Genomic DNA, 17,824 nt, shown 5'->3' with positions numbered 1-17,824 from the left:
ACAGCTCGCCGGCACTGCCGCGCACCGCCGGTTGCAGGCTGCCTTCGAGGATGTGGGTCTTGAGGTTGTCGATCGGCCGGCCGATCGGCACGCTGATGCTTTCGTCCGGCTGGCAGGTCCAGTGGGTCACATCGATCGCCGCTTCGGTCGGGCCGTACAGGTTGTACAGGCCCGCCGCTGGCAGGCGTTGCAGGGTCTGGCGGGCCAGCTCGGCCGGCAACGCTTCACCGCTGCACACCACGCGCTTGAGGCTGATGCAGCTTTCGACCGCTTCGTGGGTCATGAACGCCTGCAGCATCGACGGCACGAAGTGCAGCGTGCTGATGCCGTGGTGGTTGATGGTTTCGACCAGCAGCTGCGGGTCGCGGTGCGCGCCGGGCTGGGCCACGACCAGGCGCGCGCCGGTCATCAGCGGCCAGAAGAACTCCCACACCGACACGTCGAAGCTGAACGGGGTTTTCTGCAACACGCTGTCGCTGGCGTCCAGCCCGTAGGCCTTCTGCATCCAGCACAGGCGGTTGACCAGCGCCTGATGGCTGTTGCCAGCGCCCTTCGGGCGACCGGTGGAGCCGGAGGTGTAGATCACGTAGGCGAGGTTCAGCGGGGCCACGTCGACATTCGGGTTGGCATCGCTGTAGCCGTCGAAGTTCTCGGTATCCAGGTCCAGGCTGCGCAGGCCGGCCGGGATCGGCAGGGTCTCGCGCAAGTGCGACTGGGTCAGCAGCAAGGCGATGCCGCTGTCCTCGAACATGTAGCTCAGACGGTCCTGGGGATATTCCGGGTCCAGCGGCACATAAGCGCCACCGGCCTTCACGATACCCAGCAGGCCGATGACCATCTCCAGGCTGCGCTCCATGGCGATGCCCACCAGCACGTCCGGGCCCACGCCCTGCTCGCGTAGCTTGTGCGCCAGCTGGTTGCTACGGCGGTTGAGCTCGGCATAGCTCAGGGTCTGCTCGCCAAAGGCCAGCGCCGGGGCATCCGGGGTGGCGAACACCTGGGCTTCGATCAGCTGGTGAATGCTGCGCTCGTCCGGGTACGCCGCCTGGGTTTCGTTCCAGCCTTCGACCATCTGTCGCTGTTCTGGCAAGCCCAGCATTGGCAGCTCGCCAATCACCGCGTCAGCATTCTCCACCAGCGCCTGCAGCAGGTTGGCAAAGTAGCCAGCCAGGCGGCCAATGCTCTCGTCGCTCCACAGCGCACGGTCATGGCTGTACTGCATCGACAGCGTGGTGCCCAGTTCCACCACCAGGGTCAGCGGGTAGTTGGTCTGCTCCTGCACGGCCACATCGCCGAAGCGCAGGCCACCGGGCGCGCCCTGTTGCAGCGCCTCGGCCACCGGGTAGTTCTCGAACACCAGGATGCTGTCGAACAAGGCGTCACCGCCCTGCCCCGCCCAGCGCTGCACATCGTACAGAGGGGTGTGCTCGAACTCGCGCACGGCCAGGTTGCCGGCCTGCACCTGGCCGATCCACTCGGCCACGGTCTGCTCGGCACGCGGGGCGCCGATCACCGGCAAGGTGTTGATGAACAGGCCGATCTGTTCCTCCACCCCCGGCAGGTCTGCCGGGCGGCCGGCGACCGTGGCGCCGAAGCACACGCTGGCCTGGCCGGTGCAGCGCTGCAACAGCAGCAGCCAGGCCGATTGCACCAGGGTGTTGACCGTGACCCGGTTGGCCCGGGCGAAGGCTTCGATGCACGCGGTCTGCTCAGGGTCGAAGGCCAGGCGGTGGTCGCCATGACCGCTACCGCTTGCGCCTGCACTGCCGGCGATGGCCTGGGCCAGGCGGGTCGGCTCGTCCAGGGCCGCAAGCTGGGCTTTCCAGAAGGCTTCGGCAACGGCCCCGTCCTGACCCTGCAGCCAGGCGATGTAGTCGCGGTAGTGCGTGGCCGGTGCCTGCGGCGCCAGGCCGGCATAGCGCTGGAGCACTTCGCCCAACAGGCGCGAGGTGCTCCAGCCGTCCATGAGGATGTGGTGGTTGGTGTAGATCAGGTGGTGGCGGGTATCGCCCGTGCGTACCAGTACCAGGCGCAGCAGCGGCGCGGCAGCAAGGTCGAAACCGCGCTGGCGCTCACCCTCGGCCAGGGCCTGCAATGCCGGCTCCAGCGCCGGCTGACCACGCCAGTCATGCTCGCGGCACGGCAATTCGACGGCCTTGCGTACCACCTGTACGGCCTGCTCCAGTTCGCCTTGCAAGATGAAACCGCTGCGCAGGATGTCGTGGGCATCGAGCGTGGCCTGCCAGGCCTGGTGGAAACGCTGCACATCCAGCCCCTCCACATCCACGCGCAGCTGGTTGATGTAGTTGCCGGCCTGCTGGTCGTAAAGGGTGTGGAACAACATGCCCTGCTGCATGGGTGATAGCGGGTACACATCGGCGATCTGCCCGGCCTCCAGCGGCAGGCTGTCCAGTTGCGCCTGGGTCAGCGCGGCCAGCGGGAAGTCCGACGGCGTCACGCCCTGGTGCCGCGCATCGCAGCAGTGCTCGACCAGCTCTGCCAAGGCCTGCCCGTAGGCCTGGGCCAGCTTCTCGATGGTGGCCGGGTGATGAACGTCGGCGCTGTAGGTCCACTCCAGGAACAGCTCGCCGCCGTAAACCTGGCCGGTGATGCTCAGCCAGTTGCCCAGTTGTGCGCCGGCACATTGGGTACGGCCTGCGCTTTCCCCGCTCGGAGTGAACAGGGCGCCGGCCTCGGCATCGAAGCTGGCATCGAACTGGCCCAGGTAGTTGAAGGTGACACGGGCCTGGGCGGCACGCTCGAGCCGGTCACGCACTTCAGCATCGCCAAAGTAACGCAGCAAGCCGTAGCCGAGGCCTTTGTCCGGCACGCCGCGCAGTTGCTCCTTGATCGCCTTGATCGACAGGCCAAGGTCCTGGCCGGGTGTGAGACGCACCGGGAACAGGCTGGTGAACCAGCCCACGGTGCGGCTGAGGTCGAGGTCGTCGAACAGGTCTTCGCGGCCATGGCCCTCCAGCAGTACCTGCACGTTGTCCTGTGCGCTCCACTGGCACAGGGTGCGCGCCAGCGCGGTCAGCAGCAGGTCGTTGATCTGCGTGCGGTAGGCCGCCGGGGCCTGTTTCAGCAGCTTGGCGGTGCGCTCGGCATCCAGCCGTGTGGCGGCGGTACGGGCATGGGTGTTGGCCAGGCTGCCCTGCGGGTTGTCACGCGGCAGTTCGGCGTGGTCGCCGGCCAGCGCCTTCAGCCAGTAGTCGTGCTGTGCTTGCAATGCGGGGCTGCCGGCATGGCTGGCCAGGCGCTCGGCCCAGGTCTTCACCGAGGTGGTCTTGGCGGGCAGGCTCACGGCCTGGCCGTTCAGCAATTGCCGGTAGGCCGCTTGCAGGTCTTCCAGCAACACCCGCCACGACACACCGTCGACCACCAGGTGATGGACCACCAGCAGCAGGCGCTGCTGGCCATCGGCGAAATCGAACAGTTCGGCACGCAGCAGCGGCCCGTGCTCCAGGTTCAGGCTGGCCTGCACCTGGTTGCCGGCGGCGTCCAGCTCACTCAGCGCAGCCAGGTTGCGCTGGCGCAGCAGTGGTGCATTGTCCAGCGGCTGGAAGCGCGCCTGCCACTGGCTTTCGCCACGGCTGAAGCGCAGGCGCAGGGCATCATGCTGCTCGACCACGGCGCGCAGGGCTGCCTGCAGGTGTTGCACCTGCACCGGGCTGGCAGGCTTGAGCAGCACCGATTGGTTCCAATGCGCCGGCTGGGCGATCTCCATCTCGAAGAAACGCGCCTGGGCCGGCAGCAATGCCACCTCGCCGCTGGTGGCGGTGTCCACGGCTGCGGTCGCAACCGCGTGCTTGGCCTCGATGCGCTTGGCTACCTGGGCCAGCTGGGCGATGGTCTGTTGTTCGAACAACTGCTTGGGAGTGATCCTGATGCCCTGGCGTTTGGCCCGGGCGATGATCTGCAGGCTGAGGATCGAGTCGCCGCCCAGTTCGAAGAAATTGTCGGTGCTGCCGACCTGCTCCAGCTTGAGCACATCGGCCCACACTGCGGCCAGCTTCTCCTCGATATCGCCTTGCGGCGCCACATAGCCACGGCTGACCGCGCCCGGTGCCGGTAAGGCACGCTTGTCGAGCTTGCCGTTGGCGGTCAGTGGCAGGCGCTCCAGCAGCAGTATCTGCGCCGGCACCATGTAGTCCGGCAGGCGTGCCTGCAATTGCGCCTGCAGTTGCTGCACGGTCACACCGGCGTCGGCCACACCGTAGGCCACCAGCTGCAAGCGCTCGGCATCGCCCTCCAGTGGCAAGGCCAGTACCACGGCCTCGCTGACACCGGGCAGGCCGGCCAGCACCCGGCCGACTTCACCTGGCTCCACGCGATAGCCACGGATCTTCACCTGATCGTCGGCACGGCCGATGAACTCGACCAGGCCATCGGCAGTCAGCCGCGCGCGGTCGCCGGTGCGGTACAGGCGGGCACCACCCTCGGTCGGCACGAAGCGTTCGGCGGTCAACGCTGGCTGGCCCAGGTAGCCCTGGGCGACGCCTTGCCCGCCCAGGTAAAGCTCACCGGGCACCTGCGCCGCCAACGGGTTGAGGTAGCCATCCAGCACCTGGGCGCAGGCGTTGCCCAGCGGGCGCCCGACCGGCACCGTGCGGCAACCTGGCAGCGGCTGCCCCGACTCGAAGGTGAGCACGCCGACAGTGGTTTCGGTCGGGCCGTAGTGGTTGATGACCCGGCAAGCCGGGCGCAGTTCGCGGATTTTTTCCAACAGGCCCCAGCTGCATGCCTCACCACCCAGGATCAATGCCTCGGCGGGCAGCACATCGGCGGCGCGGGCAGCTTGCAGCAAGCCTTGCAGGTGGCTCGGCACCAGCTTGAGCACGCCGACCTGGTGCTGCGCCATGTAGCTGGCGAAGCCATCCGGGTCGAACGCCAGTTCCTGTGGCAACAGGTGCAGCAGGCGGCCCGAGGCCAGGGCACCGAACAGCACGGTGTGGCCCAGGTCGGCCGCGGTGGTGGACACCATCGCCATGCTTGCCGCGGCAGGCAGTTGCAGGCGCTCCAGCACCGCCTGGGTGTAGCTGGCCAGCGCCCCGTGGCTGACTACCACGCCTTTCGGCTGGCCGGTCGAGCCCGAGGTGTAGATCAGATAGGCCGGTTGTTCGGCGGCGATGGCCACCTCGACCGGGCTGTCGCTGCAAGTTGCCCAGGCGGCGTGATCGCAGGCAATCAGCTGCACGCCGTCCAGGCCGGCGAAGCGCTGGTCGCCCGGCTCATGCAGAAGTACGGCGGCGCCACTGTCGGCAATCAGTTGTTGCAGGCGCTCCGGCGGCTGCTGGGTGTCCAGCGGCAGATAGGCGGCGCCGGTCTTGAGCACTGCGAGCAAGGCGCCGACCCACTCGATGGAGCGTGGCAGGCACAGGGCGACGATGCTGCCGGCACCGACGCCGTGCTGGCGCAGGTAGTCGGCCAGGCGGTTGGACGCCGCCTCCAGCCCGGCCTGGGTCATGAACCGGTCACCGGCACGCACACCGCCGCGGGCCTGGCCTTGCGCCATTGCCTGGCGCCACAAAGCGAGGAAGTTGCCGTGCGGGTAGGCCTGCGTGGCTGCCGGCAGCAGCGTCGCCACTTGCGGGCTGTCGACGATCGCCTGCTGCGGGTCACGGATCAGCGCATCCAGCACCTGGCGCAGCGAAGCGGCCATGCGTTCGATGGTGGCCTGCTCGAACAGGTCGGTGGCGTAGGTGAAGTAGCCTTCGATGCCGTCGGCCTTGTCGGAGAAGTCGAACGCCAGGTCGAAGCGGGCATCGCCACCGTCACGGGCAAAGCCTTCCACCTCCAGCGCGCCCAGGCGCTTGCGCCCTGCATCGCTGGCGGCCACGTGCTGGTTGATCTTGAACTGGAACAGCGGGTTGTGGGCCAGGTTGCGCTCGGGCAGCAAGGCATCGACCAGGTGCTCGAACGGCAGTTCCTGGTGCGACTGGGCGCCGCCGATCACGTCTTTTACCTGCTCCAGCAGCGCGGCGAAGGTGGCGCGCTCGTCCACCTGCACGCGCAGCACCTGGGTGTTGATGAAGAAGCCGATCAGGCCTTCCAGCTCCTTGCGGTTGCGCCCGGCGTTCGGGGCGCCGATGCGGATGTCGGCCTGGCCGCTGTAGCGCGACAGCACCACCGCCATGGCCGCCAGTACCAGCACGAACAACGTGTGGCCACTCTTGCGCGCCTGGCTGCGCAGGGCCTCGGCCTGTTCGGCGCCGATGTCCACGCGCACCACCGCGCCACGCTGGCTGGGCGTGGCCGGGCGCTCGAAGTCCAGCGGCAGGCTCAGCACCGGCTGCTCGTCGCCCAACTGGGCCTGCCAGTAGGCCAGCTGGCGCTGCGCTTCACCGGCCTCGAGCCAGGCGCGCTGCCAGATGGCGTAGTCGGCGTACTGGATCGGCAACGCCGGCAACTCGGCCTGCCGGCCTTCGGCCAGGGCGCTGTACAGCTGGATGAATTCCTGCACCAGCACATCGCTGGACCAGCCGTCGGAGATGATGTGGTGCATGCTCAGCGCCAGCACGTGGTGATCGGCGGCCACGCGCAGCAGGGTCACCCGCAGCAGCGGGCCGGCCAGCAGGTCGAAGGGCTGCTTGAGGGCGGCGTCCACGGCCACGCTCAGCGCTGCCTCGTCGGCGGCACCGTCGAACATCACCCGTTCCAGCGCCAGCGGGCAGTGCTCGAGGATTTCCTGGTAGAACTCGCCCTCCTCCGAGGCGAAGCGCGTGCGCAGCGACTCGTGGCGTTGCACCAGCGCATCCAGCGCCTGCTGCAGCACCGCCTGGTCCAGCGCGCCCTTCAGGCGTACCGCCATTGGCACGTTGTAGGCCGGGCTGTCGGGCTCCAGCTGCCAGAGAAACAGCAGACGTTGCTGGGCGTACGACAGCGGAATGCGCGCCAGGCCCTGGCGCGCGGGCACGATGGGCAGCAGGCGGAAGCTCTGCCCGGTGGCCTGCATCTTTTCCAGGATCTGCTGGCGTTGCTCCACGGGGAGGCCAACGAAACGTTGGGCGATGCGTTGTGCGGCAGTGAGTTCCATGTCAGGCCTCTGTGAATGCATTCATCATTTGTTCGATATCGCTCAGGCCATCGTCGGAGAGCGACAGGCCCTGCTCGTCCAGTGCCTGGGCGAACGCGCGTAGTTCGGGGTGGCTGAAGATCAGCCGCAGGGGTATGTCCAGCCCCAGCTCGACGTTGATCCGCGACACTGCCTGGGCCGCCAGCAAGGAGTGGCCGCCCAGCTCGAAGAAGTTGTCGTTCAGGCCGACCCGGGCAACGTTCAGCAACTGCGCCCAAATGTTCGCCAACTGCTGCTGCCGCTCGGTCTGCGGCGCCTGGTAGTCATGCTGTGGCTGGTTCGGGTCGGGCAGTGGCAGGGCCTTGCGGTCGAGTTTGCCGCTGGGGGTCAGCGGCATGCTCGGCAGGGTCACCAGGTAGGCCGGGATCATGTAGTCCGGCAGGCTGGCCTTGAGGTACTGCTTCAGGGCCTGGCGCAGATCGCCGCGGTAACCTTCGGCCGGCACCGCATAGGCGCACAGCTGCTTGCCACTGGGCAGGTCGATGGCCAGCACGGTGGCTTCGCGAACGTCCGGGTGCGCCCGCAGGTACTGCTCGATCTCGCCCAGCTCGATACGGAAGCCGCGCACCTTCACCTGGTGGTCGACCCGGCCGCGATAGGCCAGCTGGCCGTTTTCGTCGTAGCAGCCGAGGTCGCCGGTGCGGTACAGGCGGCCACCGCCAACCGGGTCGAACGGGTCGGGGATGAAACGCTCGGCGGTGAGTGACGGCCGCTGGTGATAACCGCGCGCCAGGCACCCTGCCCCGCCGATGAACAGCTCGCCGGGTACGCCCACCGGTGTCGGGGCCAGGCCATCGTCCAGGGCATGCAGGGTACGCCCCGGCAAGGCACGGCCGATCGGCACGCCGCCCTGGCTGATCTGCTCCACGGTCATCTGCGAGCAGTCGTAGGTGGTGGCGACCACGGTGGCTTCGGTCGGGCCGTAGGTGTTCAGCAGGCGCACCGCTGGCGGGCCGTCGGCCAGCCAGGCGCGCAGGGCATCTTCCGGCACCGCCTCTCCCCCCACGTGAATCTGCTTCAGCCGGCCGTAGGCCTCGGGGGCTCGGCGCTCCAGCGCCAGCAGGCGCCAGTAGGCCGCCGGCAGGTCGGCCACGGTCACGCCGTGGCGGTTGATCTCGTCCAGCAGGGTGGCGGTGTCCCACAGCCGCAGGTCGCGCAGCACCACACAGGCGCCCTGGGCCAGCGGCGGGAAGAACTGCTCGATGAAGCCATCGAAGCTGATCGTGGCGAACTGCAGCACGCGATCGCCCGGGGTGAGGCGCGAATAGTCGCCGGCCACCTGGCAGAACAGCGACAGGGCCTGGTGGTCGATGGCCACGCCCTTGGGCATGCCAGTGGAGCCGGAGGTGTAGATGACGTAGGCGAGGTTGTGCGGTGCCGCCAGGTTGGCCAGCGGCTCGGCGGGCCAGGCGTGCAGCCACTCGGTGCCCGGCTCCAGTACCACGCAGGGCAGTTGCTTGCCCAGTTGCAGGCGCTCACGCGAGGGCACGTCGGCCAGCAGCAGGCCGATATTGCTGTCCTCGACCATGTAGGCCAGGCGTTCTTGCGGGTAGTCCGGGTCCAGCGGCACATAGGCGCCACCCGCCTTGTGAATGGCGATCAGCGCCAGGGCCATGCCCAGGCCGCGTTCGACAGCCACGCCAACCAGGCAGTCCGGCCCCACGCCCAGCGCCCGCAGGCGGTGGGCCAACTGGTTGCTGCTGCGGTCCAGTTCGGCGTAGGTCATCTGCTGGTCGTCGAAGATCAGCGCCAGCGCATCCGGCCGCTCGTGGGCCTGGAGTGACAGCAGTTGGTGCGCGCACAAGCCGCTGCCAGCCTGGGGCGCCGGGTTCCAGCCGTGGGTCAGCTGCTGGCGTTCGGCACTGCCAAGGAAGTCCAGCTCGGCAATGCAGCGCTGTGGCTCGGCGCAGATGGCTTCCAGCAGTGCTTGCCAATGCCCGGCCATGCGCTCGATACGTGCGGCATCGAACAGGTCGGTGGAATAGTTGAACGACGCAGTCACGCCGTCGGAGCGCTCCAGGGTATTGAGCGAAATGTCGTACTGCGCGCCCGGCTCCAGCAGGTTTACTTCCTTGACCTGCAGGCCGTGCAGGGTATCGCTGGATACCTGCTGGCCAAGGTCGCGCAGGTGGTTGTACAGCACCTGGAAGAACGGGTTCACACCTTGGCCACGGTCGGGGTACAGCGCCTCGGCTACCTCGAGGAACGGCACGTCCTTGTTGGCCTGGGCCTGCAAGGTGGTTTCCTTGATCGCCGCCAGCAACTGCGGGAAAGGCTGGCTGCCATCGACACTGATACGGGCCACCACCACGTTGATGAAGAAGCCGATCAGCCCTTCCAGCTCCAGGCGGTTGCGGTTGGTGACCGGCACGCCGATGTTGAGCGTGCCCTTGCGGCTGTAGCGCGACAGCACGATGGCATAGGCTGCCAGGAACACATGGAACAGCGTGGCGTTGGATGCCACCGCCAGTGCTCGCAGGCGCTCGGTGAGGGCCTGTGGCAGGCGCACGTCGAAGCGGCTGCCCTGGTAGCTTTTGACCTGCGGGCGAATACGGTCGGCAGGCAGTTCCAGCACTTCGAAATCATCTTCCAGGCGGGCCTTCCAGTAGTCGATCTGCGCCTGCATCTGCCCCTCGGCCAGCCACTTGCGCTGCCAGGCGGCGAAGTCGGCGTACTGCACCGGCAGTGGCGCGATGGTTTGCGCCTGGCCCGTGGCGGCGGCGTTGTAGGCGGCGGCGAACTCGCGCACCAGCAGGCTCATCGACCAGCCATCGGAGACAATATGGTGCAAGGTCAGCGACAGCAGGTGCTCCTGCGCATGCACCTTGAACAAGCGTGCGCGCAGCAGCGGGCCGTGCTCCAGGTCGAACGGGACGAAGGCTTCGGCTTCCAGCTTGCGCATCTGCGCGGCGTGGTCCTGGCCGCTGAGGTCTTCGAAACCGATCGCTACCGTGGCGGCCGGCAGGATGCGCTGCCAGGGCAGGCCGTCGGCCTCGACGAACACCGTGCGCAACGATTCGTGGCGGGTTACCAAGGCATCCAGCGCAGCCTGCACGGCGCAGTGGTCGAGGTGGCCCTGCATGCGCACGGCCATCGGCGTGTTGTAGGCCAGGCTTTCGGGGTTGAGCTTCCAGAACAGCCACTGGCGGTTCTGCGAGCGGGACACCGGCAGCGGTTGCTGGCGGTCGAGGATCTCGATGTCCAGGCCTGCACCCCGCTCGCCTTCGGCCACTGCCTGGGCAAAGGCCTGCAGGTCGACGGTGTCGAACAGGCTGCGCAGCGGGATATCCACGCCCAGCTGCTTGCGTATCCGCGATACCGCCTGGGTGGCCAGCAGCGAATGGCCTCCAAGGGCAAAGAAGTTGTCACCCAGGCCTACCTGCGGTACTTGCAGGACTTGCGCCCAGATCTGCGCCAATTGCGTTTGCAGCGGGGTCTGCGGCGCCTGGTAGGCCACCTGGGTGGCGACGGGCTCCGGCAGCGCCTTGACATCGACCTTGCCGTTGACCGTGACCGGCAGGTGCTCCAGCACTATCAGGTGGGTCGGCACCATATGCTCGGGCAGCAGGCTCTTGAGGCTGGCGCGGACCGACTCCTCCCAGGCCAGGCTGTCGGCCGGCATCTGGCTGGGCACCAGCCAGGCAGCCAGTTGCAGTTGCGGCGCCTGGCCATGCACGCGAACCAGGGCATTGGCGACACCGCCCAAGGCACGCAGCTGGTTTTCGATTTCGGCCAGTTCCACGCGATAGCCACGGACCTTCACCTGGCCATCCATGCGCCCGGCGAACTGCAGGTCGCTGCCTTGGCGAACCCAGTCACCGCTGCGGTACAGGCGCTGGCCCTGGGTGCCGTTCGGGTCGGGGACGAAGCGCTCGGCGGTGAGTGCCGGGCGGTTCAGGTAGCCACGGGCCAGGCCGGCGCCACCGATGTACAGCTCGCCCTTGGCTTTGGCCGGCAGGGGTTGCAGGCAGCGGTCGAGCACCGCGACGCGGGTGTTGGCCAGGGGCTGGCCGAGGCTGGCCTGCCCGTTCAGTTCGGCGACCAGCACACCGACGGTGGTTTCGGTCGGGCCGTAGTGGTTGAACACCTTGAGCGCCGGGGCCAGGTTGCGGACCTTGCCCAGCAGGCTCGGGCTGATGGCCTCGCCGCCGAGCACCAGGCACTGTGCCGGCAGCGCCGAGCGGCCGGCTACCAACATGGCTTCCAGGTGCGACGGTACGATCTTCAGCGCGTCTACCTGGTGCTCGGCCAGGTAGGCGGCGAAGCCTTCGGCATCCAGCACCTGCTCGCGTAGTAGCAAATGCAGGGTATGGCCGCCGCACAAGGCGCCGAACAGCATGGTGTGGCCGAGGTCGGCAGCCGGGGTCGAGACCTGGGCCATGCTGCGGATACGCTCGAGCGGCAGGCGCGCGGCGATGCCTTCGACGTAGTTGGCCAGGGCGCCGTGGCTGATCGCCACGCCTTTGGGCTGGCCGGTGGTGCCGGAGGTGTAGATCACGTAGGCCAGGTTGGCCGGCGTCGGGGCGATGCGGGCGGCGCTACCGTTGTAGGTTTGCGCCCAGTCCAGGCGCTGCACGCCCTCGGGCAGTTCGGCCTGCCAGTTACCGGGCGCCAGTACCAGGCGCGTGCCGCTGTCGGCAAGCATGTAGGCCAAGCGTTCGGCCGGCTGCTCGGGCTCCAGTGGCAGGTAGGCGCCACCGGCCTTGAGCACGCCGAGGATACTGGCGAGCATGCCGACACTGCGGTCGGCCAGCACGCCGACCAGTGTGTCCGGCCCTGCTCCGGCTTCCACCAGCCGGCCTGCAATGGCCTCGGCGCGGGCATCGAGTTCGGCGAAGCTGGCCTGCTCACCCGCAGCCATCACCGCCGTGCGTTCGGGGTGGCGGCTGGCGGCCAAGGCAAAACGCTGGTGGACCAGCAGCGTTGCGTCAGCCTGCGCAGGCGCGCCAATGGCAGGGGCCAGGCCTGGCAATGGCAGCTCCCCGACTGCGCCACCCGCTTCGTCGGCCAATGCCTGCACCAGGGCCAGCCACTGCTCGCCAAGGGCTTCGACGGTGGCCGTATCGAACACGTCGGTCGCATAGGTGAACGCTGCGTGCAGCTGCCCCGCTCGCTCATCGGTATCCAGCGCGAGGTCGAAGCGGGCGCTGTGCTTTGCCAGCACGACAGGCGCCAGGCTCAGGCCGGAGCGGGTCTCGATGGCCTGCACATCCGCCACCTGCGCCTGGTGGTTGAACAGCACGCGGAACAGCGGGCTCTCGCTGCTGCGCGGCAGGTCCAGGGCTTCGACCAGTTGCTCGAACGGCAGGTCCTGGTGGCTTTGCGCGCCTACGGCGGTTTCGCGCACGCGCTGGAGCAGGCCGGTGATATCCAGCAGCGGGTCGATTTCGGTGTGCAGTACCTGGGTATTGATGAAGCAGCCGATCAGCCCTTGGCTTTCGCTGCGGTTGCGGTTGGCGATGGGCACGCCGACACGGATCGCCGACTGGCCGCTGTAGCGCTGCAGCAGCAGCTTGAAGGCGGCCAGCAGGACCATGAACAGGGTGACGTTATGCTTGCGTGCCAGGCCGCGCAGCCGTTCGGCGACATCTGCTGCGATGGGGAACTCGTGACGCGCGCCGCGATAGCTGGGGCGGCCCTGGCGGCTGCGGTCCAGTGGCAGCTCCAGCGGCGAATGGTCGTCGCCCAGGTGCGCCTGCCAGTAGGCCAGCTGGCGCTCCTGCTCACCGGCCTGGAGCCAGCTACGCTGCCACAGGGCGTAGTCGCGGTACTGGATCGGCAGCGGTTGCAGGCGGGCTTCGCTGCCGGCCACGGCGGCGTCGTACAGGTGCAGGAATTCGTCGATCAGCACGTTCATCGACCAGCCGTCGGCGACGATGTGGTGCAGGGTGAGCAGCAGGATGTGCTCCTGTGCCGCCAGTTGCAGCAGGCGCACCCGCAACAGCGGGCCGCTGGCCAGGTCGAAGGGGGCCAGGGCTTCGGCTTCGGCGATGGTTTCGATGGCGGCCTGACGGGCGCCTTCGTCCAGGCCGGCCATGGCATCCTGGCGCAGCTGCAACGGGGCAGCGCTGGCATCGACCTGCTGGCGCACGTCATCGCCGTCGGCGACGAAGCGGGTGCGCAGGGTTTCGTGGCGGGCCACCAGGGCATCGAAGGCGTGCTGCAGGGCTGCCAGGTCCAGCGGGCCATTCAGGCGCACGGCCATGGGCAGGTTGTACGCCGCACCTTGCGGGTCGAGCTGCCAGAGGAACCACATGCGCCGCTGGGCGTAAGACAGCTGGTCACGCTCGGCCACCTCCACCCCGGGCGCAATCGGCAGCACGGAAAAATCCATGCCCTCGCCCTGCAGCGCCTTGAGGAACAGGCGGCGCTTGTCGGGGCTGAGTTCGATGAAGCGGCGGGCGAGCTTGAGCGTTTGGTCGGCATTCATGTCGAGCGGTGTCCTGGCAGTCGAGCGGTAACTGTCAGACGAAGGTGTGGGGGGGTGATTTAGTGGCGCCAACCTTAGGCCCAGCACCATCCCTGTGGGAGCGGGCGTGCCCGCGAATCAGGCGACGGGGTGGCTGGCACCGGCTGCGCCGGTGTTCGCGGGTAAACCCGCTCCCACACCGACCGCGCAGGTTTCAAGGTCTCTGAGCAAGGCCATAACCGCTACAGGAATGGCGCCAGCCAGGACGGGACGCTACCCCCGTGGGAGATTGCCCAGCCCTTTTGGGCTGCGCTGTCGCGCAGAGAACAAATATCGCTCGCCTGACGCGTCCGTTGTAGGAGCAGCCTTGTGCTGCGAAGAGGCCGGTACAAGCAACAGACAGGCTTTGTCAGTACCGGCCTCTTCGCAGCACAAGGCTGCTCCTACAGAACCTCGCCAAACCAATGAGTCATGTGTTGTTCTATGAGAGCGGGCATGCCCGCGAAGAGGCCGGCATTGCCATCAATAAAATAACGTAGTCCAAATCTCTATTCCTTGTAGGACCCTTCCTAAACCCCCGCCACCCCGAAAATACCCGCCAACCGCCTGCTAGGTTCCTGGCTTCCACCTGAAAAAGAGGCGAGCCATGAGCATGCGCATGAACATCTTCGGCCGATACCAAGGCCTGGACGGCGACGAGACCACCACAGGCGCCATCTGCATTGCCAGCCAAGCCAGGGGCCGTGTGCATGGCCGCGACTGGCTACTTCAAGGCGACCCGACCACACCCTGCCCGCTATGTGGACAAGCGGGCACCATCGTCGAGGGCGAAGTCCGCTGGCGGCAGGATGGTATTCCCACGGCTCTGGACGGAGCACTGGTGCAATGCGGGTGCCCACAAGGCAGCAATCGCCTGGTTGCAAATGGGTACGCACCTCCGGCTTCGCGCAGGGCACCCGCATCTGAGCCTGTTCGTGAGGCACCAGCACAGGCCCAGACGGGTAACACAATAAGAAGTACCTATCAGCCTGAGGTGGTTCAGCCCTCGCCCATTCCTCAAGGCATGGAACCCGGCTTCTACATCGTTCCGCGCTGCATGTCATACCAGGAAGTCCTGGCAGAGCTGGGCGCGCCGCAGGCCAACCTGCCTCGGTCAATTCTGGAGCGGCTGAACCCGACGTATCAGCGTGGTTTCAAGGCAGGTGAGATCTTTGTCATTGGTGATGGTTTGAGGCGCCCGGTGTGCACTCGGGAAGAGCATTTTGCGATGAGTGCGGCGAAACAGGCGCGGGAGGACTTGGCAGATCTCACAGCGGAAGAAGCTGACTTCTTGGTGCGCCATCAGGCCGAAATTGCCGGATTACTCAGCGATGTGAGCTTGGCGATGGGGGTGGCTGAGGCGATGGTTGCCAAATCGTTGGATGAAATCAGCGTCACATTACAAAAAATTGAAGACCTGCATAGACAGCAATTCATCAAGCATGGGCATCTTCGCCATCCAGAGTTTTTTTCGGAACGTCAAAAACTGTTCAAAAAATTAAGCACAAACCTGAATGCGACTGTTCTGAACAAACACCTCAACCTTGGCAACTATGAAAGCCTACGACGGGACTTGGGAATCTCATCGAGAAGCTTGGTGCACCATTGGAGCAAAGCTGGCGCTCCAGGACATATCCCTGGCTACTCGACACACTTAAACAAGCTGGCCAAAATGGCTAAATACTTGAAACACGGAGGGCGCATCGGTATTGCTGTTGGTGGAATTGGCTCAGCAATAAAAGTCTCCGAAGTATGCCAGGCTGGCAATACAAAGGCCTGTGAAAAAGTCCGAGTTACTGAAGCGGGAAATTTTTCTGGCGGCTTAGCCGGGGGATGGTTTGGCGCAAAGATGGGAGGAAAGGCCGCAACCCAAGTTTGTTGGAGAGCAGGTCCTGCGAGCTTGGTATGCGGAATAGTTATCACTGGCGGAGGAGCATTGGCGGGAAGCCTTGCAGGCATGAAAGGCGGTGAAAAAATCGGCGAAATAATTTTCGAGGCTTTTCAAGATGATTAATCATCTCGACATCAAGCTAAAACTATTTTTAGTCGCTTCCCCTTTCTGCCTCTGCCTAACCGCACTCGCGATGGATCTTCATATCGCATGCTCTCGTCAATATGAAGTAATGACCGCAGCACTCCACCGAAGCCCATGCCTCTCATATTCCGTCAGACTTTGGGGAGAGAAAAGTGTACGTTCAAGAATGCTGGTAACGTTCATGATAGCGGGTGCTATCACACTGCCAAACTCCAGCATTCGAAAAGGCTCGCTTGATGCACGGGATTTTGAGCAGCTCCCTAAACATCTGAAAGCCAAAATCACTATCGCATCATGGCTTAACACCGCCGGGTTTAGCTGGCTAATCATAAACTATTTCATAATATAACCACAACAGAGCTTCGAGATTTTCAAAATGATTGAGCATCTTGATGTGAAACTAAGACTATTTCTGTTAGGCACTCCTATCTGCCTCGCCTTAATCGGGCTTGTATCTGACCTTCACATTGCGTGCTCTCGCCAATATAAAGAAATGACCTCAGCACTCCAACGGAGCGCGTGCCTTCCATTTGCGACCGGCATGTGGGGAGAGAAAAAAATAGGTTCCAGAGTTCTAGTTATTTCTGTAATCGCTGGCGCCATTGGGTCCCCCGCCTCAAGCATTCGCAGCGGGCTATTGGATGAACAAGACCATTTACAATTCCCTGAGAAGTTAAGAAGAAAAATTCTTATTGCATCATCCCTAAACACCATTGGCATCGCTTGGATAGCCATCTATTACCTGGTGAAACTGCTAGACTGAGAGACAAAACAGATGAACTCAAATCTTTCATATAACACCGAACCTCAAGCAAACCAGCGCATTCAAAAACACCGACTTCACGTAGTCTCTACATCGAAGCTGATCACCATGACCTGCTTAACCTGGGGCCTTTATATACCCTATTGGAGCTATTGCCACTGGAGACTTATCCGAGGACAAAGCGGGTTCACTCTAATCCCGTTGCTCTGCGGCGTGTTTGGCTCTTTCTTGATTTACCCCCTAATGAAAAGAGCAATCACCTATAGCAAAGAATTGGATCTGACCGTCGAAGGTACAGCGCTTGGAGTGACATTGAGATATTGGGTACCTTACCTGCTCTTCGTGAGCTGGCAATTCTGGGCACCCGACCAGCCGGAGGATAGCCAATCGCTCTATAACATGTTCATGCTGCCGCTCGCGCTTCTGGTCACGTCTGCGACTTTAACCTTGGTAGCGCTGGTGCAAATTCAGCAAGCAGCCAACACTTATGAAGGTGACCCAACAGGTCTGCGGAACGCTCAAATTACTTGGGCAAACGGGCTATGGATAATTATCAGCTGGTCGCCCTCCGCCGCTCTACTTGCACTAATTTCTCATTATGCCAAACACTAAATGACGTAAAGATCGGTTTGCCACTGATTGTATGGTACCGGCTGCGCCGTTGTTCGCGGGCACGCCCGCTCCCACAGGAGTTGTGCACAGCCTGAGGCATTCTGCATAACCTGAGGCATGCACAATCCCTGTAGGAGCGGCTTTAGCCGCGAAAGGGCCAGCCCAGCCAATACAAGGATCAGCGCATCAAACCCAACTCGGCATCATCCAACAACGCCTTGGCCATGGCTGCAAAGTAATGCGATGCCCAGAGCATCTGCTGATCGCCATCCATCAAACCGGTCAGTGATAAGTCGCGTGCATAGCCCATCAACTCCGAGGCTTGCTCGCGGGCGCTGCGGCAGGGGATGCCCTCAGCGATACGGAACAGCGGATGGGTTTGGCCTTCGCCTTGGTAGAAGTAGGTAACGCCGGGGGTGGTTTTGGTTTCGTCGGTCATGGAATGGTCATCATATGAGTTATGTGCCACCCGTCCGTTTCCACACATTGGGGTGACAGCTGCACACGGGGTGGAAAACCAGGCATATGATGAACCCGGTAGGCCCGAAGGCCTCCCGCGTACAGCTGTCGTGTCAACAATCATCATATGTCTTGCCGGGTTTCCACACCCGATCGCTGAACCGTCAGCGACGGGCAAAGCCTAGAGTGCGGGATTTGCAGGAACAATCAGACGCGTGTCGACAGAGGTTGTAGGGTATTTCGCAGGGGGTGGAGTTGCCAGTCCCGAGGCGTAGGAAGAGTCTGGGATTTTTGTAGGCTGCAGGAGGCATGTCTGGGGAATGCATCTGGGCTGACAGGCGTTCGCCATGACAGGTTCAGCGCCTATGAGATCGAGCGCCGCCCGCGCGGCGCTTCGCAGCACAAGGCTGCTCCTACATCTGTTTCGGGCCA

6 protein-coding genes are annotated in these 17,824 nt (G+C 64.5%); 3 read left to right on the top strand and 3 right to left on the bottom strand.

All coding sequences use genetic code 11. From position 1 onward, the window contains the following. Together ACGLHT_RS29050 and ACGLHT_RS29045 are read right to left on the bottom strand one after the other, a co-directional pair. The coding region (locus ACGLHT_RS29050) for an amino acid adenylation domain-containing protein (protein ID WP_394520753.1) at positions 1–7,036 on the bottom strand (7,036 nt) is incomplete at its 3' end. 1 nt (position 7,037) lies between these two features. Continuing rightward, complete coding sequence (locus ACGLHT_RS29045; RefSeq protein WP_274079931.1) at positions 7,038–13,505, bottom strand: non-ribosomal peptide synthetase; 6,468 nt, start codon at positions 13,503–13,505, stop codon at positions 7,038–7,040. Positions 13,506–14,130: 625 nt separating this feature from the next. Here ACGLHT_RS29045 and ACGLHT_RS29040 point away from each other — a divergent pair. From ACGLHT_RS29040 to ACGLHT_RS29030, 3 genes are all read left to right on the top strand, one after another. After that, on the top strand, positions 14,131–15,537 hold the full coding sequence (locus tag ACGLHT_RS29040) for a PAAR domain-containing protein (RefSeq protein WP_274121044.1): 1,407 nt from the start codon (positions 14,131–14,133) through the stop codon (positions 15,535–15,537). A 397-nt stretch (positions 15,538–15,934) separates the two neighbouring features. Beyond that, positions 15,935–16,321: a hypothetical protein gene (locus ACGLHT_RS29035; RefSeq protein ID WP_394520752.1), complete on the top strand. Its 387-nt coding sequence runs from the start codon at positions 15,935–15,937 to the stop codon at positions 16,319–16,321. A gap of 243 nt (positions 16,322–16,564) precedes the next feature. Then, positions 16,565–16,933, top strand: a complete 369-nt coding sequence (locus ACGLHT_RS29030) for a hypothetical protein (protein WP_274121045.1) — start codon at positions 16,565–16,567, stop codon at positions 16,931–16,933. 178 nt (positions 16,934–17,111) lie between these two features. Here the strand turns inward: ACGLHT_RS29030 and ACGLHT_RS29025 are convergent, their stop codons facing one another. Next, a complete protein-coding gene (locus ACGLHT_RS29025) occupies positions 17,112–17,372 on the bottom strand; it encodes a DUF3077 domain-containing protein (protein ID WP_025340199.1) in 261 nt (86 codons plus the stop codon). Positions 17,373–17,824 lie beyond the last annotated feature (452 nt).

Origin of the sequence: Pseudomonas sp. PsB, from assembly GCF_043658375.1 — a bacterium.
GTDB classification, from domain to species: Bacteria; Pseudomonadota; Gammaproteobacteria; order Pseudomonadales; family Pseudomonadaceae; genus Aquipseudomonas; species Aquipseudomonas putida_Z.
The sequence above is the reverse complement of the archived record's forward strand: the minus strand, read 5'-3'. Positions and strand labels throughout refer to the sequence as shown.

Bases quoted from the DNA above. Each gene is read 5' to 3' on its own strand.
- ACGLHT_RS29045 (WP_274079931.1), bottom strand. From the start codon at position 13,505: ATGAATGCCGACCAAACGCTCAAGCTCGCCCGCCGCTTCATCGAACTC.
- ACGLHT_RS29040 (WP_274121044.1), top strand. From the start codon at position 14,131: ATGAGCATGCGCATGAACATCTTCGGCCGATACCAAGGCCTGGACGGC.
- ACGLHT_RS29035 (WP_394520752.1), top strand. From the start codon at position 15,935: ATGATTGAGCATCTTGATGTGAAACTAAGACTATTTCTGTTAGGCACT.
- ACGLHT_RS29030 (WP_274121045.1), top strand. From the start codon at position 16,565: ATGAAAAGAGCAATCACCTATAGCAAAGAATTGGATCTGACCGTCGAA.
- ACGLHT_RS29025 (WP_025340199.1), bottom strand. From the start codon at position 17,372: ATGACCGACGAAACCAAAACCACCCCCGGCGTTACCTACTTCTACCAA.